Below are 26,185 nucleotides of genomic sequence, written 5' to 3' on the forward strand. Positions count from 1 at the left end.
ATGAAAAAGAAGCAAATCAGTAACTTAACACTTTATACTAATGTTCGTCATTCTGATGATTTCAATCTTTCTCTCGCCAGCTTACCTATACCGGCGAAAAGAGTGCTGTTTCTTATTCTCGCTCAGATATCTGATCCTAGAGAATCTGTTGATGAAGATGAAATATGCTTTGAGGTTAAAGCTAAGGAGTATGCTGAAATTTGTGACGTGGACCTTTCAACTGCGTATAAATCCCTTCCACTCGCCGTAGATACTCTGTTGAGCTCTCACATATATGAAGATCTAAGTGAGGAAGGTTTTAAACGAGCTTCAAAAACCAACATTACAACGAGTGCTACATATTACTTTGACGAAGGCTACTGCAAAATATTCTTTAACCGTAGGGTATTTCCCTATTTCTTTGAATTATCAAAAAAATTCACGACACAAAACCTTTTTTATGTAGCTAGATTATCGGATGCTAGTTTGGCAAATCTATATCAGCTAATTATGAAACGGTACTCTAAACGTAATACTATTGCCGAATATAAAACGTCTTTCACAATTGGAGTTGACGAACTTAAGGACGAAATGTGGCTGTTCAATATAGATAAGAAAGGCAATAAGGAATATCTCTATCAAAGCTATAAGTATTTTGGTCAGTTTTTAAAGCGGCTGGCGGTTAGTTTGGGTGAACAAACGAATATCAAGGATGTTTCAATTGCGATTGAGTCACGTAAAGGACGCAAGGCTTCTGTGTTACGCATATCCTATGTTATTCACAATGAAAAAGTGGGTGGTTCTATGCCTACCGATAAGGAACTGGACGAGCTCGAAAAGCAGATAGGTTTATTATAGTAATGATGTATAAAAATAAACGATTACAAGAAAAAATTACTCAGTTCAGTTTGCAGAACCCGAATTATAAAAAAAATGCTATGTTGAACCATATTCAGGATGATTTATTTGAAATGAAATCATCAGGCATGTCTTGGAATGCGATTATGGATGCTTTACCGGCTTACGGCTTGATGGTCAGTGATAGCAGTTTTAAAAAATTTTTGAAGAAATCCAGAGAACAAGAATAATAGCATGATCGGTCATATTTCATTTTGTAAAAGTCGCCATGAAATATGCCAACATACAAAAGATGGTGTAGTTACATGGGCGTTCCACCTTGAACAGCCGCGCCTAGAGAAAAGGGGGAGAAAAAAAGAGAAAAAGAGAGAAAAAAGCGCGAGTCAGGGGCGCAGATGTCTAAGTTTCGCTCCTGTATTTGTTGAACGCTTATTTGTATGTTGGCATATTTGGTTATGATTCTTTCTTTCTAAGAACAGGAGTTTCATGTGATGCTTGATAGCTATATTGGTTCATTGCTGAAGTACCTCCACCAGCTTGACTCTCTTTTTCGAGATACAAAGGTAATTTCAGCCCTTACCTGTGTCATTCCACCGGTAGAAAATGGTTGTGATGATATCGGTAAATGCATTGAGCCGGTTGTGAATTGGGGTCCTCATGCCTATACATCGGTTATCTCATGTTGGCAGGACTTATACATTTCTCCGTTGTACTCACAAAAGTTTGCGAGGCGAACAGCCGGATATGTACAGTTATCAACTGCGGCTATGGAACTTGCTGATCATCTAATCAAAATCAATACCGTAAAAAACAATATCAGAAGCTCGGTTGTCGCACTGCCGAAATCTGAGCGTTTCAGAATTTTGCGTAAACATCTGAGTAACGTAATGACACTGCATTTGTACCGGAACATTCCTGTATTTAACTCTGACGATGTGATCACTCATGCTTCATATACGTGGGGCTTAAAAGGACTCATGCAGAAAACAGACCCTGTTAAGCTTTATCAGCTCATAGCTGACATAGCAAAAGGCAACGCTGAGTTACAGGACTTAATGGATAAAATCCAAGAGTGCCCTGCTAATAGGCTCAGAATAAAGCGTAGCGTTACGCCGCAGCCGATCTGCAACCTAACCTTTGCCAGTGGGAAAAAACGCTGCATAAACGCTCCTGTGCCGTTTTTGATAGTGCAGGATCAGGATTTTAAAGTAAGTCCCCTGCCATTGTTTACTGCTGAAGCAGACAGACAGGAGCGTTCTGACAAACACAAAACGACTCTCCTTGGCGTGTTTAGGGGGCAACAGATAATTAAGTTGGAAAAATGATGAAGAAAAAAACACAACGGGAATTCTCAACCGCTCGTTTTTACTTTTGTGCTTCAGTTGCCATGTTTTCGTTGATGGGGTGCGTCTCATTGGAGGAACGTGAAAGAGTTGCGTTTGAACTCGTAACAAATGAACCAAACCAAGAGAATATTCAATCTTATCTGAAGCTGGCTGAAGAACTACAAAGAAAGCAGGTTGATGAAGCCAGACAAGCGGCAGATGCGGCTACGTATGAGCGAGACAAAGAGCTCAATGAATATTTCAAACAGTATGGGAGGACCTATAAAAAATGATGAACAACACAGCGTTGTTACAGCACATAGCCTCTGAATTTATAGCCCATTCAGGAGTTCCTGCGAAACCGGCATTTGATAAAATTAGTGCAGGTGATGAAACATTCATTAATGAACTGTCACCATCGGATCTGCTTGAATTACTCGAAAACCCCCTGCCTATTATCATCAATACTTTGACCGGTGAGCCTCATTCCGCAATACATAGCCACAGTGACGATATATTGCCCGACTGTACAAACTATGCATATGGGATAGGGTATGAGTCTGCTACTGCTTTGTTTGTATTGGTAGAGGGGATTGAGAGTTACTATCTCGCGCTTAAAGCAAAAGCATATCTGAAGAACCAAAATTATTTGCCGTTCCTGATAAAATTTAACGGTTTAGACAAACATCCTGACAGCCAAAATCTATACTATTAATCACAGAGAAATCATTATGAAATTAGCCTACCCACGCACCAAAGAAAACTACACCCTTAAAGTATTACGTTTGTATGCCCTTACTGAAATATTTGTAACCCCGCCAGTTGTGACCGGTGATATCTATACCGTAGATCTAGCACTGCTGCATATTATGACCCCTAACAATCACTTTAAAGATGAAAGTAAAATAGCGAGTCTAAAACATTCCTATACACATGGCGAAAAGGTTTCACCACTATTGGTTTCAGTCGTCATTGTCGATGGGCTCCCTAAACTGGCTGTTATGGATGGATTCCAACGTTACTGCGCACTGATGGAAATAGTTGCTGAAGGTGGTCAAATTGAAGGGGTGGACGTAAAAGAAGCGTGATACTGGTGGTAGTTTTTGTTTCTGGAGTGAATACATACGTTCATGCACTATAACTGATGAAAAATACATTCTTCTTTTCGCCAGTATGATTAATATAAACTGTGATTATGAAATGACAGGTGTTTACTACTAAATTTAAAAATCTTAAATACGAGAATGTTACGTGAGCAAATTACTAGTTTTTATAGAACCTAAACTTATCAATAATACTACCTCCTATTGGGCTATGTTCTATGCGGCTATTTTTAAAGCTCTATCTTATCAAACCAATATGCAACACCCACTTGGAGAACAGTCCCCTCAGTCTCACAGAGGGAATCTCTCTACACCGTCAAACTACTTGGCAGGGATTAGTGATCATTTAAGGAATCATGCATTTGAATATTTAATGATGGATTTGTTGCGGTCAGAATATGGAGATATTACACGAGATATTTTAGTTACCAGACTTTTATCTCTGTATGGCATAACTGATTTTGAATACAAGTATCTTAATATATATAAAATGGGTAAGGATAGTATTCACCATAAATTACAATTAAAAAATTCATTTGATATAAAGGTCATAACACCTAAAAATCCTAATCTTCTAGCTTGCTCAAAAACAAATTATCAGGCGTTTACCTTTCCTATTCATACAGCTTTTGAAAATTTTCCATATTCTGACTTGCTACTTATTGTTTCTGATGGAAAAAATCATACCTATGGTTTTTTAGGTGAAATAGAAGGTAAAAATGGACAACAATTGTTTAGAAATAGCTACTGGTCAAAAGGAAAAGGTGATTATGCAACTTTTGCAATAGGGATTTCCAGTAAAAACACACTGAAAATAGGTGCCGAAAAACACCAACTTAGTCACAACACAGTAATTTTTAGTGATGAAATGAATAGGCAAATATTGAACTACTCAAATTTCTCAGCCTTTGCTGTTGATTATGTTAAAGCGGTTAATAATATGGAGCTATTTTTCAATGGACAAACAAAACATCTTAGCATAGAGGATAAAGGTCACGCATATATCACTGATATAATAATGAAAAATTGGGATAAACCAAGCGGATATATAATTGAATTACTGAACCAACATGTAATTTACGCTTATAGTCATGCATCAACATTATATAACCTATTGGACCCTGAAACCAATAAGCTCTCTTTTAAACCGAATATGCTGGCATTAGAAAACTCATATTGCTTACATCAAGTAAAAGAATAACAGATATAGATTCATCCAATGAGAGGTTTGCCGCTCAAAAAAATATATTTTTTACGTTAAACCTCTGTTTTCGATAAATAAAGTATTATGAACAATGAGCAATATGAGGGGTGTTTAGGAAATTTCATCGGGTATGGCGTAGACAAACAACATAATCCTTAGCTTGCAATTTCCTAACTCTGTTGCATACAATGCTGTATATCCGTACAGTATTGAGGCTTTCATGAAATTAACCTTATGCAACGTTGAGAAAACACTTCCGCTTCCTTTATTCGCTGATCAAGTACAAGCCGGTTTCCCGTCACCGGCGAGTGACTACTTAGAGGACCGCATTGATTTAAACTCTTTGCTAATCAAGCACCCTTCAGGCACATACTTTTTACGAGTATCTGGTACTTCTATGATGGACGCACAAATTCTAGATGGAGATATCGTCATAGTAGATAGTTCGATTGATGCAAAACACGGAGATATCGTTATTGCTTCACTCGATGGAGAGTTTACGATAAAACGGCTACAAACCAGCCCTGTTACTGCTCTTATACCCATGAACAGCAGCTACTCACCGATATACATCAGTGATGGTGAAGAATTAAGTATATTCGGCACTGTGACCTACATTATTCACAAGGCGAGATAATGTTTGCCTTAGTTGATGTAAACAGTTTCTACGCCAGTTGTGAGCGCATTTTTCGCCCTGATATTGCCAATAAGCCAGTTATTGTTTTATCAAACAACGATGGTTGTGTTATTGCACGTTCAAAGGAAGTGAAGTTGCTTGGGATCAAAATGGGGGCTCTATACTTTGAGATTCAGTCTCTGATTAAAAAGCATGATATTCAGGTGTTTAGTAGTAACTACGCCCTTTATGCTGACATCAGCAACCGAGTCATGGACACACTATCTGATTTTGCCCCAAGAGTAGAAACGTATAGTATCGACGAGCAGTATCTAGATATGACCGGCATGTCTAGAAACTTTCCATTAGAAGATTACGGTCGCAAGATACAACAACGAATTTTGCAGATAGCTCATGTACCGGTCGGTGTTGGTTTTGCTCAAACTAAAACACTGGCTAAACTGGCAAACCATGCTGCTAAAACATGGACCAAAACAGGCGGTGTAGTCGATTTGAGTGCTACTTCACGCCAGAAACGGCTCATGTCCCTTGTGCCTGTTAATGAAGTATGGGGTGTGGGTAGAAAAATAAGTAACCGGCTAAATGCTATGGGGATAGTTACAGCGCTTGATTTGGCTAGGGCTGAAACAACCATGATCCGTAAAACATTCGGTGTGGTTGTAGAACGCACTGTGAGAGAGCTGAACGGTGAATCTTGCATCGAGCTTGAAGAAGTAGCAAAAACTAAAGAGCAAATCATTTGTTCACGTTCATTTGGAAAAAAAATTGAGCTCTATGAGCATATGCATCAGGCTATCTGCGAGTATTCAGAGAGAGCAGCAGAGAAACTTCGAGCTGAAAAACGAGTCTGTTCCTTTGTTTCTGTTTTTATCCAAACCAGCCATTACGCCAGCGGACCTCAATACTACAACCACCGTTCTGAACGGTTAGAATATCCAAGTGCTGATACAAGAGACATTATCAATGCAGCAGTGCGTCTGTTAAAGACCATCTGGAAATCGGGAGTTAAATATCACAAAGCTGGCATCATGCTCACTGATTTTTCTGATCCATCAGTTACTCAACTTAATTTATTTTCTGATAGTAAACCCTACAAAGGAAGTGAACAATTGATGAAAACCTTGGACCAGATAAATAATCGAGGTGTTAGCAAAATATGGTTCGCTGGAAAGGGAATGGACACAAACTGGCGCATGAAGCGAGAAATGCTTTCACCGGCATACACTACGAGAATTTCAGATCTTCCCGTAGTGAAGATTTAGAGGAAATCCACCAGCGTATTCAGCAGGATTCACCGCAATCCTACAATTGCTTCAACCAGTATACCTAAATTGAGAACGTCTTTCGTTTAGAATTATATTCATATTTCTGAACATTATTAAGATAATGAAACAATCATTATCAATTTATGATTGTTGCGATATGTCATTGATATGATTATCTTTAACACTTTTACCCTCTGGAGTTGTTCGCCTTTAACTAATTGATAGCAATGCACATAAATCGAAATGATGCCGTTTTCCTTATGTAACTAAGGAAAATAGAAAATCCTGTGTGATAGCCTTACGTCGAATAAAAATAATACCTAGTTACACAATGACAAGGCGAGGACTATGAATACTAACGCAGCAATTTCAACGAATAGCAGTCAACAAAATTCGAATATGAGCAAGGTACTTCTCAATGACCTACCCTACCCTACTCTGAAGAAAAATACTGAAGCGCACAATATCTCAACATTACGCAAAATGTCTGATGCCTTTGAGGAAAAGGTGTGTTCGCGTGGTGATATTTATCGCGTTAACGTTGAGTTACTGTACGTACAGGAAGGTTTCAATCTTCGGGAGATTGATACTGAACATGCTGGACGAATCAAGAATTCGTATGTATCAGGTGTTTATGTTCCACCTATCGTTGTGAAAGTTATAACGGTTGATAATCTGCCACGCTTACAGATTATTGATGGACACCACAGATATTGCGCTCTACGCATGGCAATGGAAGAAGGATGCACGATTAAAGGCGTATACGTCACGGAGTTCTCAGGCAGTCAGCAACTTGAGATCGTCAATATGCTGACATCTTCAGAAGGAAAACCTTTAGCTCCGTTAGAAAAAGCTGATGGTTTCCATCGTTTACTTAGTATGGGATGGGAAAAAAAGGAAATTGCACGATATACGAACACAAGTGTTGTTACGATCAACAGATTATTACGCTTGTTCCGAGCAGATTACAGAATCACTGATCTTGTCAGAAAGAACCTGATTACTTCAGATTTAGCCATAGAAATACTGCTTGAGTGTGAAGAAACTAATCAAGAGGCATATGATGTGATCATTGCAGGATTGCAGAAGGCGACTGACAGCGGCAAAAATAAAGTCACACGGAAATTTGTACCTTCAGCGAAGAAAGTACCTTTTTCAAAAAAAGAAATACATTCCGTGTTTTCACAATTAAGTGAAATCCGCACAACAATTCACGACAAAGTTGCTGATATTCAAGAAAATGATGAAACAGTGACTGTCGAAATGCCGGTAACAATTGTGACCCTGCTTAATGATGTTCTTCAGAAGTTTGCGAATGATGAATCCGCCGCATCTAATGATGATGAGAACGAACCGAGCAAAACCGAATCCAACACTGAAGCTATTCAGGCTTAACTATGGAATTACTTAACAAGGTGCAACTGATCGCACGATTAGGTTCGTCCCCGAAAGATAATCTGAAGTATTCAGAACGTAACGGTGAGGCAATGACCTACTTCTCTGTTGCAATTAACCGGCATGACTCTAAAGGAAACCCGATAACAGATTGGTTTAACATTAGTGCATACGGAAAAATAGCAGAAATAGCAGCTAATTTTGGTCAGAAAGGACAACTTGTTTACATCGAAGCAAGGCTACAACCGACTAATAATTCCTGTTCTATAATAATGAATTACCAGACAGGTGTGTTTAGAGTATTACCTAATAGTAAAAATACAAATGCAGGAGAGCAGAATGGCTAAGGCAGACCAAATTTCAAATTGTAACGTTCAAAATCCTAATTATGTGATGGCAGAAATGAAACGAGATCAAACAGTTCTAAACTATGCCCTATTTAAAGCGCGTGAGGAGCTACACGAGCTCAAACACCTAATGAATACGTCACAGTGCAGTGAAAGTGAAATTTTGCGCTATAACGGGGTTTTGGAGATGCTGGATAGCATATTTTCATCAGATGAAAAGGAACGTCAGAACTTATATCACTCTATGATCATGTCTGGTGTACAAATCATGTCCGGTAAGTTAAGTGGTGAGAATAGACAAGCCGTATTAGAAGCAACGACACCAGATCAGTTGGATGAGGTTTTAAAAGCCTCGGAAAATGAGGTATGGACTGAGTTGCAACTGCTATGTGAACAGCAGAACAACCTAAACTAAGAATCCAAAATGAAACTGACAATATCCTTGCCTTTCATTCTGATAACTACGCTGATCTCAGTGCCAGCGTTGGGTAATAGTTATTCTGCAATGGAAGGGATTGAAGGACAGCGATATTCTGATTTAGAGAAATACAAAGCCAACTGTCCAGCTTGTATGAGTGTTGTACAAAACATTAAAGATATCCGCTATCGGGCATGTGCACAATCAGTCACGACAGATGATGTGATAATTAGGGACCCATTATATGGCTATTTGAATAGTATGAAATTTATGCTAAATAATGATTTGTATAATCAAGTATTGTCTATCGTTATTAATGAGAAGGACTGTATTGATAGCTTAAATTGGCTTGAACGAGCCAACTTAAAAATTGAATCATTGGTAAATAAGCCAATTTAGTAAGTGTAAGCCCATAACTCCCAGCGGTACAATATCGTTAAACAGTCGCTATTTTTCTTCATAAGCATTATTTACGAACCTTTTCGTAACAAATAACGCCGTATAGCGGCGTTATCACCAAAATATGAATTTATTGTATATATCAGATAACATCTCAACAACAATTTAGTTAAGAACAAAAAGTAGTCGATTTTGATTCAACGTGACAGCTATCCCTATTGCAAATTTTAGGAAAAAATGCATTAATCAAGGTAAATTTAACATATGGAAAGGAATATCTATGTCAGAAATGATTTACTTAACGCTAAAGGGAAACAAGCAAGGGCTTATCTCTGCGGGTTGTTCGAGCTATGATTCAATTGGTAATAAATATCAAGATGGTCATAAAGATCAGATACTTGTCTACTCAACAACCTATGATCTAGCACGAAAACAAAATGTATCTCACGCGCCATTCATCTTGATAAAAGCCGATGACAAATCCTCCCCCCTTCTGTTAACTGCAATGTCAAACAATGAGATTTTAGAGTGCCTTTTTGAATATTATCGCGTAGATAAAAGCGGGGTAATGATTCCTTACAAAAAGATTTTGCTTACTAAAGCATCAATCATCCGTCTTACAAATGAGTCGCCGAACTCATTAACTGAAAATGAAATGCAACCATTTGAAAAAGTTTCAATAATATATGAAAGCATTACTTGCAAACATAATACTGCTAACACTTCAGGATATAGCATCAGAAATGAATCAGTCATGTAGGTATGACAATGAAAATAAATGATGTGTACTTTAATCGATTCAACGTTCCCATCGTAAGTTCACCAGACCCTTACCGTGATTCATTAATAGATGATCCAGTTAAAATCTTTATAGTTGTTAATTACAATTGGGGGATTGGGCATACAGGTATAGTGGTTGGAGAAGGTGAAGATGCTCTTTTGTATGACCCATCAGGGGGATACTCTGAGTGCCCTTCCAGAGAGTGCTATAATAATATTGAAGAATTACGAGCGCCACGTAGTTCAGGTGAATTTTTCCAATATCCTGAGTTTAATTGGGATGATTACCTTTCTTTTCAGTTGTGGGATGGTCCAGACGTTCAGATAATTGAATTTGTAGTGCCTAGAGTTCAAGCAGAAAAAATAAAAGAGTTAATATTTGAACATGGCGGAGCTGGATGGGCTATGTGTTCAGAAACAGTGTTTTATATACTTAAAGACAGTGGCGGTATATTTAACTCTTTGGATAAAAAGATTTTCTTCCGCGAAGATCCTTGGAATTTCAGAGAGAAATTAATTGACCTACATTACCCAAAACGCGGGGGGGTCATATCAGGTGCTTATTAAATCTAATTTTTTTATCCCGTTAATATCACTGTTTATAAGTATTGTTCTTTTTTACTTAGAAACGGTGCATGAATACTTTTTTAAACTTTACCCCCATTCTGTAAATTCTAAAATAGTTATTGAAATACAGAAATTGCTATCATATTCATTTTTTTGTTATCTAATTCTTCTTACATTGGCAACGACATTTTTCATTAAAAATGTTAAATTTAACAAAAAACACCGTTTTATCTTATACTTTGTAATACCCTACATAATTAATATTATTGTTTGGTATTTTAATGGATATCAAGCTATTAATTACAGAAATAATTCAGTAATGATATCTGATTTTTTATTTACGTCTTATATCTTACACTTCGTTTTTGTAATTCCTATCATTGCATACATACTGGATTACACTTTTAGTTTTAAAATACAAAAGTGAATACAATCTCACTACATCTAAATCAAAAATCCCTCTACCACACCAATAAAAAAAACGCCACAATGTGGCGTTATAACCCTAGTGTTGGTACTTATTATAATCATATAACGTATGGCAAAAACAATTATACACATACACACCTATGTGTGTATGTGTATAATGTGTGTTTGTGTGGAGTTAATCACAAAAACACGTATGTGTTTATGTGTATTTACACGAGTGAGGATGTTTTAGGTTTTTATAGACCATTAGCCTAATATCTAGGTGAAGATTAAATTACACAAACAATAATGAAAGGCAAAAACACTGCCAGTTAGAGTAGAGGACCGGATCATGTTTGTTTTTAAAGAAGATACGTTCCAACGGAACCCCAATAATCCATGTCCAGATAATGAATTCAATAGTGACGTGATTGATTTTATAAAGGAAATAAGAAAGTTTTATCCTGAGTTAGAACATTGGAGCAATACCGGTGTACTGTTTGCTTGGGAAGGATATCTGCAAGATATATACGCGGTCGGTTGGACTGAATTGGTACGCAAGAGAGAGAACGGCTTTCTCGCATACTGCTACATATCGCAGTTACGACCATGCTTTGATTTTGGTGGAACAGGGACATACAACACTGAAATTTGGGATCTTGGAGAGCAAGAGCCGTGGAAAAAACAACCATTGCCAAAACTACCAGATTGGCTCGAATAATTGAGCATGAGGCACTTTTATTTTGAATGTTACCTAGTGAAATTGAGATAAAAGTGCAATAAAAAGGGATGAAATATCATCCCTATAAAACCACTACCTATTCATTTTCCTTTAGCCACTGATGAACATAATCTGATATTACTTCTTTCATTGTGGTGTTTCGTTTGACACATGCAGCTTTGAATCGAATTTGAGTATCTTCGTCAAGATCTACATTAATGCGTTTGGTTTTTGTACTTTTATCAAGAATTTTATCTAAGTCTCTGTTTTTACCGAATTTCATTTTCTGTGAATTTGCTGATTCGTTTACTTTTTTAAGTGCCATAAAGTATCTCTTTTAATTTCAAAACACAAATACGCTTATGTGTTTTTGCGCATTTGTGTAAATATATATTCGTGTTAATGTGTCAATGTGTTAATGTGTTAATGTGTTAATACACATTATGACTCAAAAATAGTCAAAATTTCTCTGGTTAGTATTTCTATCTCGCCTTTTGCATTTCCATCATTAGTTTCAAAAATACTCTTACCATCTAGAATAGATTTGATATAGCTCTGCCGTTGAGAAATAGCTGTTTTGAAAGAAGGCAAGCCAGTATCTTTGAGGTTGTCTTTTAATACTTGCAACATAGTTGTTTGGTCAATTTTACGAGTAATCAGAAATCTAGCTTCTACTTTACGGCTGTATGCTTGAGCTTCGAGGACCGATGTAACACTACCGGCTGCGGAAAAATCAAGAGGGCTTGGCGAGACTGGAATTATAACTAGATCACTAACCATAACCGCTGCTGATGTAATGACAGAAAGTGAACCAGCTCCATCTACGATGACAAAATCATAATCACTTAGATCTTTACGGATACTATAAACGTCTTTCTCACTGGCGGCGGTGAAAACATCATAATCACAGTTCCCTTCTTTAGACCAGTTAGATAGGCTCATTTGAGGATCTGTATCTACAACTGCTAATGAATAACCTGCTTTCTGCATAGCAGTAGCAACATTTATGACGGTGGTTGTTTTTCCAGAGCCGCCTTTCGGATTTAAAAAAGAAATTACTTTCACTGGAAAACCTCATATGTTTGTTTGTGTTTTTTTCATTATCTAAGGAAGCCAAAAAATAATCAATGTGTATTTGTGTTAATGTGTATTTAAGCAAAAACACATTAAATCATAAGAAAAACATACCTAACTTGTGAAATCAGTTAGTTACACATGCGCTAATATGTTTATGCGTTTATGTGTTTATGTGTTTATGTGTTTATGTGTTTATGTGTTTATTGTAATCAACAATGTTGATACATTTAAATAGGGGTGCTACTATTAAAACTCGGACGTTGAATTGTAGAGGTGATAAATGGCTCAGGTCACAGTAAAAAAATGGGGCAATAGCCCGTCTGTACGGCTTCCTGTTGCAATCATGCAAAAAGCGGCACTTAGCGTTGATGATACGGTTGAAATAGCGGTAGAAGAAGGTCGTATCATCATTACGCCAGTTAAAGCGGTAGAATACTCATTAGATAATTTGTTAGCCGGTATCACACCGGAGAATATCCATGAGAAAGTAGACTTCGGAGCTCGAACAGGTAAGGAATTAATTTAATGGTATCTCGATACGTACCTGATTCTGGCGATTTGATTTGGATTGACTTTGATCCAGTTGAAGGACATGAGCAGGGCGGTCATCGTCCAGCAGTTGTCCTTAGCCCTTTTGCATACAATAATAAAGTAGGGCTCTTACTATGCGTACCATGTACAACTAAAGGCAAAGGCTATCCATTTGAATGCGAACTCTCGAACGAAAGAGACAGCTACGCATTAGCGGATCAAGTTACATGTGTTGACTGGAGAGCTCGTAAAGTTACTAAAAAGGGCAAAGTGGAGGCATCAGAACTGGCAGAGATAAAAGCTAAAGCAAAGGCGTTAATAGGATAGATATAATACTTATAAGGGTTATGGGATAGAATGGAAAATGAGACACTACACACAGCAACAGGTAATCAAACTCCTTTAGATAATGCCGTATCGTCATTAAACTCTATTTTAGATGTTATTTTCACAGTAAATGATTATGTTTTATTTTTTATAATTTTAATAATAATTTTCGCTAAATCGAAGTCAAGACTATTCAAATTGGCTTTTGGTTATTCTGGTATATCAGTTGTATTTTTACTCTCTAGTTATTTTCTCAGGGATGATTTACTGTTTGATATTAATAATACACCGCGATTCGGATTATTGATGATCAATATCGGCATGATTACAACAGCATTATATTTAATATACTGGCTTATCTATCTATTCAACGAAAGTGGTATGATTGATAGCAAAAAGAGTGAGCCATAGCTAACCGAAAAAGGGTGCTTGTATCACCAACCCATCGTAATCTGTAAAAGAGAAAATGTGGGGGTTTCCCCCCACAAAAGCAACACTACTAATTACATGATAGTGTTGCCTGAACCACCGTACCTCCGCTTGTAAAATTGAGTGAACATAAACGATCACGCATTAACAAAGAGAAGCACAGAACTGTGATACACACAGTAATCAGCCCTATCAGGGCAAATTTGCTCATTTCTCTTGACTCCTTGAGTAAAAGGAGACAGAATCAAATTGCAACGTTTGTAGACTGCCTCGAGTTAAGGAATATTCCTAATTCGGGGCTTTCGTCTTTTTGGCTCTTGGCTATGCTCGAACCAAAACGATTCAAGCACCCAAGGCAATATTAGCAGATTATTATTAAGAGACATACTGTTAATTGAAAATTATAATACTATATTTTAATTATGTTTTTTGCTTTCTTAATAAAGAATTTATCCAATAAAACGGTTATTAATATCAATATAACAAACAAATCAACCTATAATTAACAACAGCCTCTAAGGAAAAATATTTTATTGAATTACCACATTATCTAAAAAAACAGCCAAATGTAGATATTCGATTTCATCAAGGTTAGTAAGACTTAATTTTGAATTTAATAATTCAATTTTAATTTCATTTGAAAGATGGTCTAACAGAATCCTATCAACATTAGATAATCGACCTATTTTGTCCTCTGCCGGAAAATTTAAAATAATATATCCTGCATCAGTGATTTTAGATATTATCTCGTAATCTTTCCTTGATATTTTAATCTTTTCAGGTTTGATTTTCGGTTTTGTTTTTATTCCTTTCCTTTCATTATCAAGGCGTTTCTGCCATTCCCTTTTATAAATCCCCCCATTTTGGATAACTCTGACTCGCCACTCTACTGACTCAAAATCTGAAAGTCGATTAAAATCGTTTTTATCTATATTTTTCAAAGGGATAAATCTATCCCCAATTATAAACCGAAAGATTTGTTTAATCATGTATATCTATCTCTCTTTGAATTTCAAATATATTTCAGAATTAAACTAAAAAAACGAAATACATTAAATTTAGTTACTTATGACAAACTTGTAGAAATTTAAAGAACGAATATCAAAGCAAAAATCAGGATTAACAACAAAATTGAAGCTACTAAGTAGGCAATAACTTTGCTTGTTGCTCCATTTTGGTTATAGGTAATCAAAAAGATATTTGCACCAGATAGAATATATAATAGAACAAAGAAGAATCCATTTAATCGAATTGAACCTTCAAATAGAAACATACCAAATAAAATAAAAACCATTATTGAAAATACAAGACTGATTACCATTTCTAGTTTTTTTAAATTCATCACAACCTCTTTAATTAATTGTAGAGTTTACAAGAATATCACTTCATCGACTGATTATATCTATCAATAGCCGCATCGTAATAATCCTTATCTACTTCAATACTGTAACTTTCATCACCTAGTACGTAGAGAATTTTATAATCTCGCTCGATGGTTCGATAAATTTTTAACTGGCTATATCGCTTTCCATCTTTCACGGCTTTCTTATTAAAATCGGATTTGAATATGTAAACTAATAACATGACGAATGCTAGACAGATCCAAAATGTAATAACCAAACCAAAGCCCAAGTCATTTACCGCTGACATTATCCCTCTCCGAAACAGTTAGGTAATTAGTAATGTAAAAATCATTATTAGTTTTATGAACTTACAACGTAATTTCATTATACAACAATTTAAAGATTGCAAGCCTTTTAATGCGTACTAATACCGATATTTTAGCTATTCGATGATAAATACCTGTGCTACCCTTTACTCGGTTAAATATACGTTTAATGTAGTAACTTTTTTTATTTTATGATTTATGGTTAGTGATGCTATTTGATGCACCAGAATTCACCACAATTTTCACACCGATTTTCAGCACCAAGGAGGCACCGATGGGAGAGTTAATTTTACGTGACAACGTAACAGAAATTGTTGATGTAAATAACATGACGAAAAACACCAACAATCCAGCAACCAGCTACTTGCTACGGCTGCGTTCCAAACAAAGCCAAAAGACAATGCGCTCCTGCCTAGTGTCAGTGGTTAAATTGTTTCGTGCTATGGACCCATTTACTTTCGATTGGTCAATCATAGATCGAGATGCCGTTCAATTGGTACTTCAGAAATTAATACTGGAGAAAAAGACACCTAATAGTATAAACCTAATTCTGAGTGCTATTAAAGGGGTGGCTGAAGAAGCCAGAGCATCACGAATTATAGACAGTGATACATATCAAGATATTAGAAGCATACGCCGGATTCGTGGGAACCGTATCGGTCGAGGGCGTTCACTGAGTAGTAGTGAAATAACTGCTATTTATCAACACCTTGATAGCCTAAATACCGCAGTCTCGGTACGTGATGCGGCGATTGTATCATTAATGCTTGGCTGTGGTTTGCGCCGTGCTGAAGTCACTTTATTGGATATGGAAGATATCAATTTTGATAATTACTCCATTAAAATCATGGGTAAAGGAAACAAAGAAAGAACTAACTTCATGCCAAGTGACACGCTCCGTCGTATTCGTTTATGGATAGAAACTGTAAGAGGGGATCATACCGGTGCAGTTTTTACCCGCATACGTAAAAATGATGATGTGACTTGCGATAGAATAACAACCGATGGTTTACGGTATATTATTGATAAACTGGTGAAAGATTCAGCCTCTGATTCATTTACCCCCCATGACTGCCGACGAACCTATGCTACTAAGCTGTTAGAACTCGGTGAGGACCTACTTACTGTCAGGGAGGCTATGGGGCACAGTAGCGTAGCAACCACACAGCGGTATGACAAACGAGGTGTAACACGCTTAGAAGCTGCTGCAAGGAATCTTATATACTAATGATAGGATGGAAAAATGAGATCTGAAACGCACATTACCGAAACAGAAGCAAAAAAAATTGTTAATAACCAGATACCTAGCGATAAGTGGGTGTTACGTTCAATTGATGAACGTGACTATGGGACAGACTTCATTGTGGGCGGACAATAAAGTCTTAAACTGAACAAAATAGATCTAAACTATGACAATAAAGTCTTAAACTAGACAGAATAGTTGTAAACTGAAATCAGTCCAGTTATGCTGTGAAAAAGCATACTGGACTTTTGTTATGGCTAAAGCAAACTCTTCATTTTCTGAAGTGCAAATTGCCCGTCGTATTAAAGAGGGGCGTGGCCAAGGGCATGGTAAAGACTATATTCCATGGCTAACAGTACAAGAAGTTCCTTCTTCAGGTCGTTCCCACCGTATTTATTCTCATAAGACGGGACGAGTCCATCATTTGCTATCTGACTTAGAGCTTGCTGTTTTTCTCAGTCTTGAGTGGGAGAGCAGCGTGCTAGATATACGCGAGCAGTTCCCCTTATTACCTAGTGATACCAGGCAGATTGCAATAGATAGTGGTATTAAGCATCCTGTTATTCGTGGTGTAGATCAGGTTATGTCTACTGATTTTTTAGTGGACTGCAAAGATGGTCCTTTTGAGCAGTTTGCTATTCAAGTCAAACCTGCAGCAGCCTTACAAGACGAGCGTACCTTAGAAAAACTAGAACTAGAGCGTCGCTATTGGCAGCAAAAGCAAATTCCTTGGTTCATTTTTACTGATAAAGAAATAAATCCCGTAGTAAAAGAAAATATTGAATGGCTTTATTCAGTGAAAACAGAAGAAGTTTCTGCGGAGCTTTTAGCACAACTATCCCCATTGGCCCATATCCTGCAAGAAAAAGGAGATGAAAACATTATCAATGTCTGTAAGCAGGTTGATATTGCTTATGATTTGGAGTTAGGCAAAACATTGAGTGAGATACGAGCCTTAACCGCAAATGGTTTTATTAAGTTCAATATTTATAAGTCTTTCAGGGCAAATAAGTGTGCAGATCTCTGTATTAGCCAAGTAGTGAATATGGAGGAGTTGCGCTATGTGGCAAATTAATGAGGTTGTGCTATTTGATAATGATCCGTATCGCATTTTGGCTATAGAGGATGGCCAAGTTGTCTGGATGCAAATAAGCGCTGATAAAGGAGTTCCACAAGCTAGGGCTGAGTTGTTGCTAATGCAGTATTTAGATGAAGGCCGCTTAGTTAGAACTGATGACCCTTATGTACATCTTGATTTAGAAGAGCCGTCTGTAGATTCTGTCAGCTTCCAGAAGCGCGAGGAGGATTATCGAAAAATTCTTCCTATTATTAATAGTAAGGATCGTTTCGACCCTAAAGTCAGAAGCGAACTCGTTGAGCATGTGGTCCAAGAACATAAGGTTACTAAGGCTACAGTTTATAAGTTGTTACGCCGTTACTGGCAGCGTGGTCAAACGCCTAATGCATTAATTCCTGACTACAAAAACAGCGGTGCACCAGGGGAAAGACGTTCAGCGACAGGAACAGCAAAGATTGGCCGAGCCAGAGAATATGGTAAGGGTGAAGGAACCAAGGTAACGCCCGAGATTGAACGCCTTTTTAGGTTGACCATAGAAAAGCACCTGTTAAATCAAAAAGGTACAAAGACCACCGTTGCCTATAGACGATTTGTGGACTTGTTTGCTCAGTATTTTCCTCGCATTCCCCAAGAGGATTACCCAACACTACGTCAGTTTCGTTATTTTTATGATCGAGAATACCCTAAAGCTCAGCGCTTAAAGTCTAGAGTTAAAGCAGGGGTATATAAAAAAGACGTACGACCCTTAAGTAGTACAGCCACTTCTCAGGCGTTAGGCCCTGGGAGTCGTTATGAGATTGATGCCACGATTGCTGATATTTATTTAGTGGATCATCATGATCGCCAAAAAATCATAGGAAGACCAACGCTTTACATTGTGATTGATGTGTTTAGTCGGATGATCACGGGCTTTTATATCGGCTTTGAAAATCCGTCTTATGTGGTGGCGATGCAGGCTTTTGTAAATGCTTGCTCTGACAAAACGGCCATTTGTGCCCAGCATGATATTGAGATTAGTAGCTCAGACTGGCCGTGTGTAGGTTTGCCAGATGTGTTGCTAGCGGACCGTGGCGAATTAATGAGTCATCAGGTCGAAGCCTTAGTTTCTAGTTTTAATGTGCGAGTGGAAAGTGCTCCACCTAGACGTGGCGATGCTAAAGGCATAGTGGAAAGCACTTTTAGAACACTACAAGCCGAGTTTAAGTCCTTTGCACCTGGCATTGTAGAGGGCAGTCGGATCAAAAGCCATGGTGAAACAGACTATAGGTTAGATGCATCTCTGTCGGTATTTGAGTTCACACAAATTATTTTGCGTACGATCTTATTCAGAAATAACCATCTGGTGATGGATAAATACGATCGAGATGCTGATTTTCCTACAGATTTACCGTCTATTCCTGTCCAGCTATGGCAATGGGGTATGCAGCATCGTACAGGTAGTTTAAGGGCTGTGGAGCAAGAGCAGTTGCGAGTAGCGTTACTGCCTCGCCGAAAGGTCTCTATTTCTTCATTTGGCGTTAATTTGTGGGGTTTGTATTACTCGGGGTCAGAGATTCTGCGTGAGGGTTGGTTGCAGCGGAGCACTGATATAGCTAGACCTCAACATTTAGAAGCGGCTTATGACCCAGTGCTGGTTGATACGATTTATTTGTTTCCGCAAGTTGGCAGCCGTGTATTTTGGCGCTGTAATCTGACGGAACGTAGTCGGCAGTTTAAAGGTCTCTCATTTTGGGAGGTTTGGGATATACAAGCACAAGAAAAACACAATAAAGCCAATGCGAAGCAGGATGAGTTAACTAAACGCAGGGAGCTTGAGGCGTTTATTCAGCAAACCATTCAGAAAGCGAATAAGTTAACGCCCAGTACTACTGAGCCCAAATCAACACGCATTAAGCAGATTAAAACTAATAAAAAAGAAGCCGTGACCTCGGAGCGTAAAAAACGTGCGGAGCATTTGAAGCCAAGCTCTTCAGGTGATGAGGCTAAAGTTATTCCTTTCAACGCAGTGGAAGCGGATGATCAAGAAGATTACAGCCTACCCACATACGTGCCTGAATTATTTCAGGATCCACCAGAAAAGGATGAGTCATGAGTGCTACCCGGATTCAAGCAGTTTATCGTGATACGGGGGTAGAGGCTTATCGTGATAATCCTTTTATCGAGGCCTTACCACCATTACAAGAGTCAGTGAATAGTGCTGCATCACTGAAATCCTCTTTACAGCTTACTTCCTCTGACTTGCAAAAGTCCCGTGTTATCAGAGCTCATACCATTTGTCGTATTCCAGATGACTATTTTCAGCCATTAGGTACGCATTTGCTACTAAGTGAGCGTATTTCGGTCATGATTCGAGGTGGCTACGTAGGCAGAAATCCTAAAACAGGAGATTTACAAAAGCATTTACAAAATGGTTATGAGCGTGTTCAAACGGGAGAGTTGGAGACATTTCGCTTTGAGGAGGCACGATCTACGGCACAAAGCTTATTGTTAATTGGTTGTTCTGGTAGTGGGAAGACGACCTCTCTTCATCGTATTCTAGCCACGTATCCTCAGGTGATTTACCATCGTGAACTCAATGTAGAGCAGGTGGTGTATTTGAAAATAGACTGCTCGCATAATGGTTCGCTAAAAGAAATCTGCTTGAATTTTTTCAGAGCGTTGGATCGAGCCTTGGGCTCGAACTATGAGCGTCGTTATGGCTTAAAACGTCATGGTATAGAAACCATGTTGGCTTTGATGTCGCAAATAGCCAATGCACATGCTTTAGGGTTGTTGGTTATTGATGAAATTCAGCATTTAAGCCGCTCTCGTTCGGGTGGATCTCAAGAGATGCTGAACTTTTTTGTGACGATGGTGAATATTATTGGCGTACCAGTGATGTTGATTGGTACCCCTAAAGCACGAGAGATTTTTGAGGCTGATTTGCGGTCTGCACGTAGAGGGGCAGGGTTTGGAGCTATATTCTGGGATCCTATACAACAAACGCAACGTGGAAAGCCCAATCAAGAGTGGATCGCTTTTACGGATAATCTTTGGCAATTACAGCTTTTACAACGCAAAGATGCGCTGTTATCGGATGAGGTCCGTGATGTGTGGTATGAGCTAAGCCAAGGAGTGATGGACATTGTAGTAAAACTTTTTGTACTCGCTCAGCTCCGTGCGCTAGCTTTAGGCAATGAGCGTATTACCGCTGGTTTATTGCGGCAAGTGTATCAAGATGAGTTAAAGCCTGTGCACCCCATGCTAGAGGCATTACGCTCGGGTATCCCAGAACGCATTGCTCGTTATTCTGATCTAGTCGTTCCCGAGATTGATAAACGGTTAATCCAACTTCAGCTAGATATCGCAGCGATACAAGAACAAACACCAGAAGAAAAAGCCCTTCAAGAGTTAGATACCGAAGATCAGCGTCATTTATATCTGATGCTGAAAGAGGATTACGATTCAAGCCTGTTAATTCCCACTATTAAAAAAGCGTTTAGCCAGAATCCAACGATGACAAGACAAAAGTTACTGCCTCTTGTTTTGCAGTGGTTGATGGAAGGCGAAACGGTAGTGTCAGAACTAGAAAAGCCCTCCAAGAGTAAAAAGGTTTCGGCTATAAAGGTAGTCAAGCCCAGCGACTGGGATAGCTTGCCTGATACGGATTTACGTTATATCTATTCACAACGCCAACCTGAAAAAACCATGCATGAACGGTTAAAAGGGAAAGGGGTAATAGTGGATATGGCGAGCTTATTTAAACAAGCAGGTTAGCCATGAGAAACTTTCCTGTTCCGTACTCGAATGAGCTGATTTATAGCACTATTGCACGGGCAGGCGTTTATCAAGGGATTGTTAGTCCTAAGCAGCTGTTGGATGAGGTGTATGGCAACCGCAAGGTGGTCGCTACCTTAGGTCTGCCCTCGCATTTAGGTGTGATAGCAAGACATCTACATCAAACAGGACGTTACGCTGTTCAGCAGCTTATTTATGAGCATACCTTATTCCCTTTATATGCTCCGTTTGTAGGCAAGGAGCGCCGAGACGAAGCTATTCGGTTAATGGAGTACCAAGCGCAAGGTGCGGTGCATTTAATGCTAGGAGTCGCTGCTTCTAGAGTTAAGAGCGATAACCGCTTTAGATACTGCCCTGATTGCGTTGCTCTTCAGCTAAATAGGTATGGGGAAGCCTTTTGGCAACGAGATTGGTATTTGCCCGCTTTGCCATATTGTCCAAAACACGGTGCTTTAGTCTTCTTTGATAGAGCTGTAGATGATCACCGACATCAATTTTGGGCTTTGGGTCATACTGAGCTGCTTTCAGACTACCCCAAAGACTCCCTATCTCAATTAACAGCACTAGCTGCTTATATAGCCCCTCTGTTAGAGGGGGAACCGCAGAATTCGGAAAAAATCGTACGCTAAGCTAACGGTGTTCTCGTGACAGCTCTTTGACTAGGCTTTCTAAGGCCATTCTGATAGCCCTGACTTCCTGAAAAGCCATGGCTAAAATTTGTGCGGCTAAAAGGGATAACCGATGGTAAAGTAAGTTATCCCTGTCGAGATACTGAAAAGCGTTATCCTCGTTTTTCCCAAAACTGTTTTGCCAGTTCGCTCAGAGCGCTAGTTAACTGAGCGACAGATTTCGCACTTTGCAAATTATTCTGCCCGGTCTGTACATTGGTATCAGCAGCATCGCGTATATTGATAATACTGCGGTTTATGTCTTCACTTACTGCTCCCTGCTGCTCGACCGCAGTCGCTATTTGCGCGTTCATGTCGGTAATTTCGTTAACGCGTTGGCCAATTCCATCAAGAGCTGTAGCTGCTTCCTCTGCGTGAGCTACACTCGTGTGCGCTTGCCGACTACTTTGCTCCATGACTGTAACAGCGGATTGCGCTCGCTCTTGTAGAGCGCTGATCATGCTTTGAATATCCGTTGTCGATTGCTGTGTGCGAGCAGCAAGACTGCGAACCTCATCGGCGACAACAGCAAAACCACGCCCCTGCTCACCAGCACGCGCGGCCTCAATTGCTGCGTTGAGTGCCAACAAATTCGTTTGCTCGGCGATCCCTCGTATAACGTCAAGAACTTTTGATATCTCGTTACTTTGACCTTCAAGCTCATGAATAACCTGAGTGGCTTGCCTAATTTCACCTTCAAGGGCAGTGATTGACTGGCTTGTGTGGGCTACCAGACGCTGGCCAGATGCCGTCTCAGTGTCTGCTCTTCCGGCCGCATCTGCAGCATGCTGTGCATTGCTCGCAACCTCTTGAATGCTTGCCACCATTTGGTTTACTGCCGTTGCTATTTGATCTGTCTCTGCCTGCTGCTCAACTGTAAGTACATTGCTTGACTCAATATCCTTTAGTAGGCCTCGGGTGTGTTCGCTAAGCCGATTTGATGCATCACCTATGCGACCTACTATGGCGCCTGTTTCAGCTTGCATCATTCGTAAAGCAAACTCTATTTGGCCAAACTCATCGGTGCGCCCAGTGTAGAGGGATTGACTTAATGGGTTATTGGAAATATTCCTGGCTCTTTCAACCAGTCTTCCAAGAGGAGAGAGAATAGCCAAAACACTAACAGAGCTTAAGCTTCCTGACATTAAAGTGGCTAACAATAAGCTGCTTATTGATGTATCAGTAAGCATGCCGGCAGCCATTGCGCTTGATATAATACTACCCCATATGAGCAAGAGTATTTTCACGGAAAAGCTAGCAGCCAATTTCGGCCTCGCGGCCTTCCCGCTTCTCAATTGAGCATATAATTTTTCCGCAGCCAAAACCTGCTCAGGTTCAGGCTTGGTCCTTACAGACTGGTATTCAACAATCGAACCATTCTTAGCTATTGGCGTTACATAAGCACTTACCCAATAGTGGTCGCCATTTTTACAGCGATTTTTTACTAGCCCCATCCATGAGCGGCCAGATTTTAATGTACTCCACATATGCTCAAATGCAGCAGGCGGCATATCTGGGTGTCTTACGATGTTGTGAGGCTGGCCTAATAGTTCTTCCTCAGTGAAACCACTGATTTTAATGAAGTCAGGATTAACGTACGTGATATGGCTTTGAGGGGAGGTAGTCGAAAGAATATTGGCATCTTTTGGGGCACTGTTGCAAATAGTCGGTGGTGATAAACTTATCATCCCCTTTTGCTGATGGAGCTGCACATGAACCCATTCAAAGGCCGGCATTTTCAGCGTGACATCATTCTGTGGGCCGTACGCTGGTACTGCAAATACGGCATCAGTTACCGTGAGCTGCAGGAGATGCTGGCTGAACGCGGAGTGAATGTCGATCACTCCACGATTTACCGCTGGGTTCAGCGTTATGCGCCTGAAATGGAAAAACGGCTGCGCTGGTACTGGCGTAACCCTTCCGATCTTTGCCCGTGGCACATGGATGAAACCTACGTGAAGGTCAATGGCCGCTGGGCGTATCTGTACCGGGCCGTCGACAGCCGGGGCCGCACTGTCGATTTTTATCTCTCCTCCCGTCGTAACAGCAAAGCTGCATACCGGTTTCTGGGTAAAATCCTCAACAACGTGAAGAAGTGGCAGATCCCGCGATTCATCAACACGGATAAAGCGCCCGCCTATGGTCGCGCGCTTGCTCTGCTCAAACGCGAAGGCCGGTGCCCGTCTGACGTTGAACACCGACAGATTAAGTACCGGAACAACGTGATTGAATGCGATCATGGCAAACTGAAACGGATAATCGGCGCCACGCTGGGATTTAAATCCATGAAGACGGCTTACGCCACCATCAAAGGTATTGAGGTGATGCGTGCACTACGCAAAGGCCAGGCCTCAGCATTTTATTATGGTGATCCCCTGGGCGAAATGCGCCTGGTAAGCAGAGTTTTTGAAATGTAAGGCCTTTGAATAAGACAAAAGGCTGCCTCATCGCTAACTTTGCAACAGTGCCCCCTCGGCTACCACCTCCATTGTCGTTTTCAGAAGACGGCTGCACTGAACGTCAGAAGCCGACTGCACTATAGCAGCGGAGGGGTTGGATCCATCAGGCAACGACGGGCTGCTGCCGGCCATCAGCGGACGCAGGGAGGACTTTCCGCAACCGGCCGTTCGATGCGGCACCGATGGCCTTCGCGCAGGGGTAGTGAATCCGCCAGGATTGACTTGCGCTGCCCTACCTCTCACTAGTGAGGGGCGGCAGCGCATCAAGCGGTGAGCGCACTCCGGCACCGCCAACTTTCAGCACATGCGTGTAAATCATCGTCGTAGAGACGTCGGAATGGCCGAGCAGATCCTGCACGGTTCGAATGTCGTAACCGCTGCGGAGCAAGGCCGTCGCGAACGAGTGGCGGAGGGTGTGCGGTGTGGCGGGCTTCGTGATGCCTGCTTGTTCTACGGCACGTTTGAAGGCGCGCTGAAAGGTCTGGTCATACATGTGATGGCGACGCACGACACCGCTCCGTGGATCGGTCGAATGCGTGTGCTGCGCAAAAACCCAGAACCACGGCCAGGAATGCCCGGCGCGCGGATACTTCCGCTCAAGGGCGTCGGGAAGCGCAACGCCGCTGCGGCCCTCGGCCTGGTCCTTCAGCCACCATGCCCGTGCACGCGACAGCTGCTCGCGCAGGCTGGGTGCCAAGCTCTCGGGTAACATCAAGGCCCGATCCTTGGAGCCCTTGCCTCCCGCACGATGATCGTGCCGTGATCGAAATCCAGATCCTTGACCCGCAGTTGCAAACCCTCACTGATCCGCATGCCCGTTCCATACAGAAGCTGGGCGAACAAACGATGCTCGCCTTCCAGAAAACCGAGGATGCGAACCACTTCATCCGGGGTCAGCACCACCGGCAAGCGCCGCGACGGCCGAGGTCTTCCGATCTCCTGAAGCCAGGGCAGATCCGTGCACAGCACCTTGCCGTAGAAGAACAGCAAGGCCGCCAATGCCTGACGATGCGTGGAGACCGAAACCTTGCGCTCGTTCGCCAGCCAGGACAGAAATGCCTCGACTTCGCTGCTGCCCAAGGTTGCCGGGTGACGCACACCGTGGAAACGGATGAAGGCACGAACCCAGTGGACATAAGCCTGTTCGGTTGGTAAGCTGTAATGCAAGTAGCGTATGCGCTCACGCAACTGGTCCAGAACCTTGACCGAACGCAGCGGTGGTAACGGCGCAGTGGCGGTTTTCATGGCTTGTTATGACTGTTTTTTTGTACAGTCTATGCCTCGGGCATCCAAGCAGCAAGCGCGTTACGCCGTGGGTCGATGTTTGATGTTATGGAGCAGCAACGATGTTACGCAGCAGGGCAGTCGCCCTAAAACAAAGTTAGATGCACTAAGCACATAATTGCTCACAGCCAAACTATCAGGTCAAGTCTGCTTTTATTATTTTTAAGCGTGCATAATAAGCCCTACACAAATTGGGAGTTAGACATCATGAGCAACGCAAAAACAAAGTTAGGCATC

The 26,185-nt window shown here is 40.5% G+C and carries 32 protein-coding genes and 2 pseudogenes; 26 read left to right on the top strand and 8 right to left on the bottom strand.

The genetic code is table 11. From position 1 onward, the window contains the following. From M1E96_RS20715 to M1E96_RS20790, 16 genes are all read left to right on the top strand, one after another. Positions 1 to 837, top strand: coding sequence for a replication initiation protein (locus M1E96_RS20715; RefSeq protein ID WP_072070757.1), 837 nt, complete (start codon positions 1 to 3; stop codon positions 835 to 837). 2 nt (positions 838 to 839) lie between these two features. After that, positions 840 to 1,067 carry a hypothetical protein gene (locus tag M1E96_RS20720; RefSeq protein WP_071547973.1) on the top strand — a complete coding sequence of 76 codons (228 nt, stop codon included), beginning with the start codon at positions 840 to 842 and terminating at the stop codon, positions 1,065 to 1,067. Between the two features lie 261 nt (positions 1,068 to 1,328). After that, on the top strand, positions 1,329 to 2,162 hold the full coding sequence (locus tag M1E96_RS20725) for a DNA replication terminus site-binding protein (protein WP_048609121.1): 834 nt from the start codon (positions 1,329 to 1,331) through the stop codon (positions 2,160 to 2,162). Continuing rightward, positions 2,162 to 2,455 carry a hypothetical protein gene (locus M1E96_RS20730; RefSeq protein WP_072070755.1) on the top strand — a complete coding sequence of 98 codons (294 nt, stop codon included), beginning with the start codon at positions 2,162 to 2,164 and terminating at the stop codon, positions 2,453 to 2,455. Before M1E96_RS20725 ends, M1E96_RS20730 begins: the two co-directional genes overlap by 1 nt. Continuing rightward, positions 2,452 to 2,877, top strand: coding sequence for a hypothetical protein (locus M1E96_RS20735; protein ID WP_072070754.1), 426 nt, complete (start codon positions 2,452 to 2,454; stop codon positions 2,875 to 2,877). The genes M1E96_RS20730 and M1E96_RS20735 overlap by 4 nt, the downstream gene beginning before the upstream one ends. Before the next feature lie 16 nt (positions 2,878 to 2,893). Continuing rightward, on the top strand, positions 2,894 to 3,250 hold the full coding sequence (locus tag M1E96_RS20740) for a hypothetical protein (protein WP_072070753.1): 357 nt from the start codon (positions 2,894 to 2,896) through the stop codon (positions 3,248 to 3,250). A 163-nt stretch (positions 3,251 to 3,413) separates the two neighbouring features. Continuing rightward, positions 3,414 to 4,466, top strand: a complete 1,053-nt coding sequence (locus tag M1E96_RS20745) for a hypothetical protein (RefSeq protein WP_072070752.1) — start codon at positions 3,414 to 3,416, stop codon at positions 4,464 to 4,466. Between the two features lie 223 nt (positions 4,467 to 4,689). Next, positions 4,690 to 5,106 (top strand): translesion error-prone DNA polymerase V autoproteolytic subunit, encoded by a 417-nt coding sequence (gene umuD / locus M1E96_RS20750; RefSeq protein WP_072070751.1) that lies wholly within the window; start codon positions 4,690 to 4,692, stop codon positions 5,104 to 5,106. Next, the gene (umuC, locus tag M1E96_RS20755) at positions 5,106 to 6,368 is read left to right on the top strand and encodes a translesion error-prone DNA polymerase V subunit UmuC (protein WP_072070750.1); all 1,263 of its coding nucleotides are present in this window, start codon (positions 5,106 to 5,108) and stop codon (positions 6,366 to 6,368) included. Before umuD ends, umuC begins: the two co-directional genes overlap by 1 nt. A 351-nt stretch (positions 6,369 to 6,719) precedes the next feature. Next, entirely contained in the window at positions 6,720 to 7,766 is a 1,047-nt protein-coding gene (locus M1E96_RS20760; protein ID WP_072070749.1) for a ParB/RepB/Spo0J family partition protein, read from the top strand. 2 nt (positions 7,767 to 7,768) lie between these two features. Then, positions 7,769 to 8,113 (top strand): single-stranded DNA-binding protein, encoded by a 345-nt coding sequence (locus M1E96_RS20765; RefSeq protein WP_023159966.1) that lies wholly within the window; start codon positions 7,769 to 7,771, stop codon positions 8,111 to 8,113. Beyond that, a complete protein-coding gene (locus tag M1E96_RS20770) occupies positions 8,106 to 8,528 on the top strand; it encodes a hypothetical protein (RefSeq protein ID WP_159242432.1) in 423 nt (140 codons plus the stop codon). The genes M1E96_RS20765 and M1E96_RS20770 overlap by 8 nt, the downstream gene beginning before the upstream one ends. 9 nt (positions 8,529 to 8,537) lie before the next feature. Then, positions 8,538 to 8,930, top strand: coding sequence for a hypothetical protein (locus M1E96_RS20775; RefSeq protein ID WP_048821774.1), 393 nt, complete (start codon positions 8,538 to 8,540; stop codon positions 8,928 to 8,930). Positions 8,931 to 9,210: 280 nt separating this feature from the next. Then, positions 9,211 to 9,690, top strand: a complete 480-nt coding sequence (locus tag M1E96_RS20780) for an Hcp family type VI secretion system effector (RefSeq protein ID WP_159242433.1) — start codon at positions 9,211 to 9,213, stop codon at positions 9,688 to 9,690. An 8-nt stretch (positions 9,691 to 9,698) separates the two neighbouring features. Next, complete coding sequence (locus M1E96_RS20785; protein WP_048822182.1) at positions 9,699 to 10,277, top strand: hypothetical protein; 579 nt, start codon at positions 9,699 to 9,701, stop codon at positions 10,275 to 10,277. A gap of 760 nt (positions 10,278 to 11,037) precedes the next feature. Continuing rightward, entirely contained in the window at positions 11,038 to 11,406 is a 369-nt protein-coding gene (locus tag M1E96_RS20790) for a hypothetical protein (protein WP_048821769.1), read from the top strand. 97 nt (positions 11,407 to 11,503) lie between these two features. On the opposite strand, the gene M1E96_RS20795 is transcribed toward M1E96_RS20790, so the two are convergent. After that, complete coding sequence (locus tag M1E96_RS20795) at positions 11,504 to 11,731, bottom strand: plasmid partition protein ParG (RefSeq protein WP_048821767.1); 228 nt, start codon at positions 11,729 to 11,731, stop codon at positions 11,504 to 11,506. Positions 11,732 to 11,847: 116 nt separating this feature from the next. After that, positions 11,848 to 12,471, bottom strand: a complete 624-nt coding sequence (locus M1E96_RS20800) for an AAA family ATPase (protein ID WP_023159958.1) — start codon at positions 12,469 to 12,471, stop codon at positions 11,848 to 11,850. A gap of 292 nt (positions 12,472 to 12,763) precedes the next feature. Between M1E96_RS20800 and M1E96_RS20805 the strand changes: the two genes are divergently transcribed. The 3 genes from M1E96_RS20805 to M1E96_RS20815 are packed head-to-tail and all read left to right on the top strand — an operon-like array spanning position 12,764 to position 13,752. Then, positions 12,764 to 13,009, top strand: a complete 246-nt coding sequence (locus M1E96_RS20805; protein WP_023159984.1) for an AbrB/MazE/SpoVT family DNA-binding domain-containing protein — start codon at positions 12,764 to 12,766, stop codon at positions 13,007 to 13,009. Further along, complete coding sequence (mazF, locus tag M1E96_RS20810; protein ID WP_023159957.1) at positions 13,009 to 13,341, top strand: endoribonuclease MazF; 333 nt, start codon at positions 13,009 to 13,011, stop codon at positions 13,339 to 13,341. Before M1E96_RS20805 ends, mazF begins: the two co-directional genes overlap by 1 nt. A gap of 30 nt (positions 13,342 to 13,371) precedes the next feature. Continuing rightward, positions 13,372 to 13,752: a hypothetical protein gene (locus M1E96_RS20815; protein ID WP_048821763.1), complete on the top strand. Its 381-nt coding sequence runs from the start codon at positions 13,372 to 13,374 to the stop codon at positions 13,750 to 13,752. Between the two features lie 88 nt (positions 13,753 to 13,840). Here M1E96_RS20815 and M1E96_RS20820 read toward each other — a convergent pair whose 3' ends face one another. From M1E96_RS20820 to M1E96_RS20835, 4 genes are all read right to left on the bottom strand, one after another. Continuing rightward, positions 13,841 to 13,981 carry a Hok/Gef family protein gene (locus tag M1E96_RS20820; RefSeq protein ID WP_072022937.1) on the bottom strand — a complete coding sequence of 47 codons (141 nt, stop codon included), beginning with the start codon at positions 13,979 to 13,981 and terminating at the stop codon, positions 13,841 to 13,843. A 319-nt stretch (positions 13,982 to 14,300) separates the two neighbouring features. Then, positions 14,301 to 14,759: a hypothetical protein gene (locus M1E96_RS20825; protein ID WP_048821762.1), complete on the bottom strand. Its 459-nt coding sequence runs from the start codon at positions 14,757 to 14,759 to the stop codon at positions 14,301 to 14,303. Positions 14,760 to 14,857: 98 nt separating this feature from the next. Beyond that, complete coding sequence (locus M1E96_RS20830) at positions 14,858 to 15,112, bottom strand: hypothetical protein (protein ID WP_048821760.1); 255 nt, start codon at positions 15,110 to 15,112, stop codon at positions 14,858 to 14,860. Between the two features lie 38 nt (positions 15,113 to 15,150). Continuing rightward, positions 15,151 to 15,420, bottom strand: a complete 270-nt coding sequence (locus M1E96_RS20835) for a hypothetical protein (protein WP_048821758.1) — start codon at positions 15,418 to 15,420, stop codon at positions 15,151 to 15,153. Positions 15,421 to 15,713: 293 nt separating this feature from the next. Between M1E96_RS20835 and M1E96_RS20840 the strand changes: the two genes are divergently transcribed. The 6 genes and pseudogenes from M1E96_RS20840 to M1E96_RS20865 form a co-directional block, all read left to right on the top strand. Then, positions 15,714 to 16,667, top strand: a complete 954-nt coding sequence (locus tag M1E96_RS20840) for a site-specific integrase (protein ID WP_048821757.1) — start codon at positions 15,714 to 15,716, stop codon at positions 16,665 to 16,667. A gap of 15 nt (positions 16,668 to 16,682) precedes the next feature. Further along, entirely contained in the window at positions 16,683 to 16,817 is a 135-nt protein-coding gene (locus M1E96_RS20845; RefSeq protein ID WP_256326490.1) for a hypothetical protein, read from the top strand. 118 nt (positions 16,818 to 16,935) lie between these two features. Beyond that, complete coding sequence (locus tag M1E96_RS20850; RefSeq protein WP_001029679.1) at positions 16,936 to 17,757, top strand: TnsA endonuclease N-terminal domain-containing protein; 822 nt, start codon at positions 16,936 to 16,938, stop codon at positions 17,755 to 17,757. Next, positions 17,744 to 19,852 (top strand): DDE-type integrase/transposase/recombinase, encoded by a 2,109-nt coding sequence (locus tag M1E96_RS20855; RefSeq protein ID WP_000267723.1) that lies wholly within the window; start codon positions 17,744 to 17,746, stop codon positions 19,850 to 19,852. The genes M1E96_RS20850 and M1E96_RS20855 overlap by 14 nt, the downstream gene beginning before the upstream one ends. Then, positions 19,849 to 21,516, top strand: a complete 1,668-nt coding sequence (locus M1E96_RS20860; RefSeq protein WP_001276994.1) for an AAA family ATPase — start codon at positions 19,849 to 19,851, stop codon at positions 21,514 to 21,516. Before M1E96_RS20855 ends, M1E96_RS20860 begins: the two co-directional genes overlap by 4 nt. Before the next feature lie 2 nt (positions 21,517 to 21,518). Next, positions 21,519 to 22,168, top strand: a pseudogene (locus M1E96_RS20865) (TniQ family protein); the annotation flags it as partial. A 150-nt stretch (positions 22,169 to 22,318) separates the two neighbouring features. Here M1E96_RS20865 and M1E96_RS20870 read toward each other — a convergent pair. Continuing rightward, positions 22,319 to 23,893 carry a PAS domain-containing methyl-accepting chemotaxis protein gene (locus M1E96_RS20870; protein ID WP_071538080.1) on the bottom strand — a complete coding sequence of 525 codons (1,575 nt, stop codon included), beginning with the start codon at positions 23,891 to 23,893 and terminating at the stop codon, positions 22,319 to 22,321. 24 nt (positions 23,894 to 23,917) lie between these two features. Between M1E96_RS20870 and M1E96_RS20875 the strand changes: the two genes are divergently transcribed. Further along, the gene (locus M1E96_RS20875) at positions 23,918 to 24,622 is read left to right on the top strand and encodes an IS6-like element IS26 family transposase (protein WP_001067855.1); all 705 of its coding nucleotides are present in this window, start codon (positions 23,918 to 23,920) and stop codon (positions 24,620 to 24,622) included. Between the two features lie 274 nt (positions 24,623 to 24,896). Here the strand turns inward: M1E96_RS20875 and intI1 are convergent. Continuing rightward, positions 24,897 to 25,909: pseudogene (gene intI1 / locus M1E96_RS20880) on the bottom strand (class 1 integron integrase IntI1). Positions 25,910 to 26,185 lie beyond the last annotated feature (276 nt).

Source organism: Providencia sp. PROV236 (genome assembly GCF_033676985.1).
Classification (GTDB): domain Bacteria; phylum Pseudomonadota; class Gammaproteobacteria; order Enterobacterales; family Enterobacteriaceae; genus Providencia; species Providencia manganoxydans.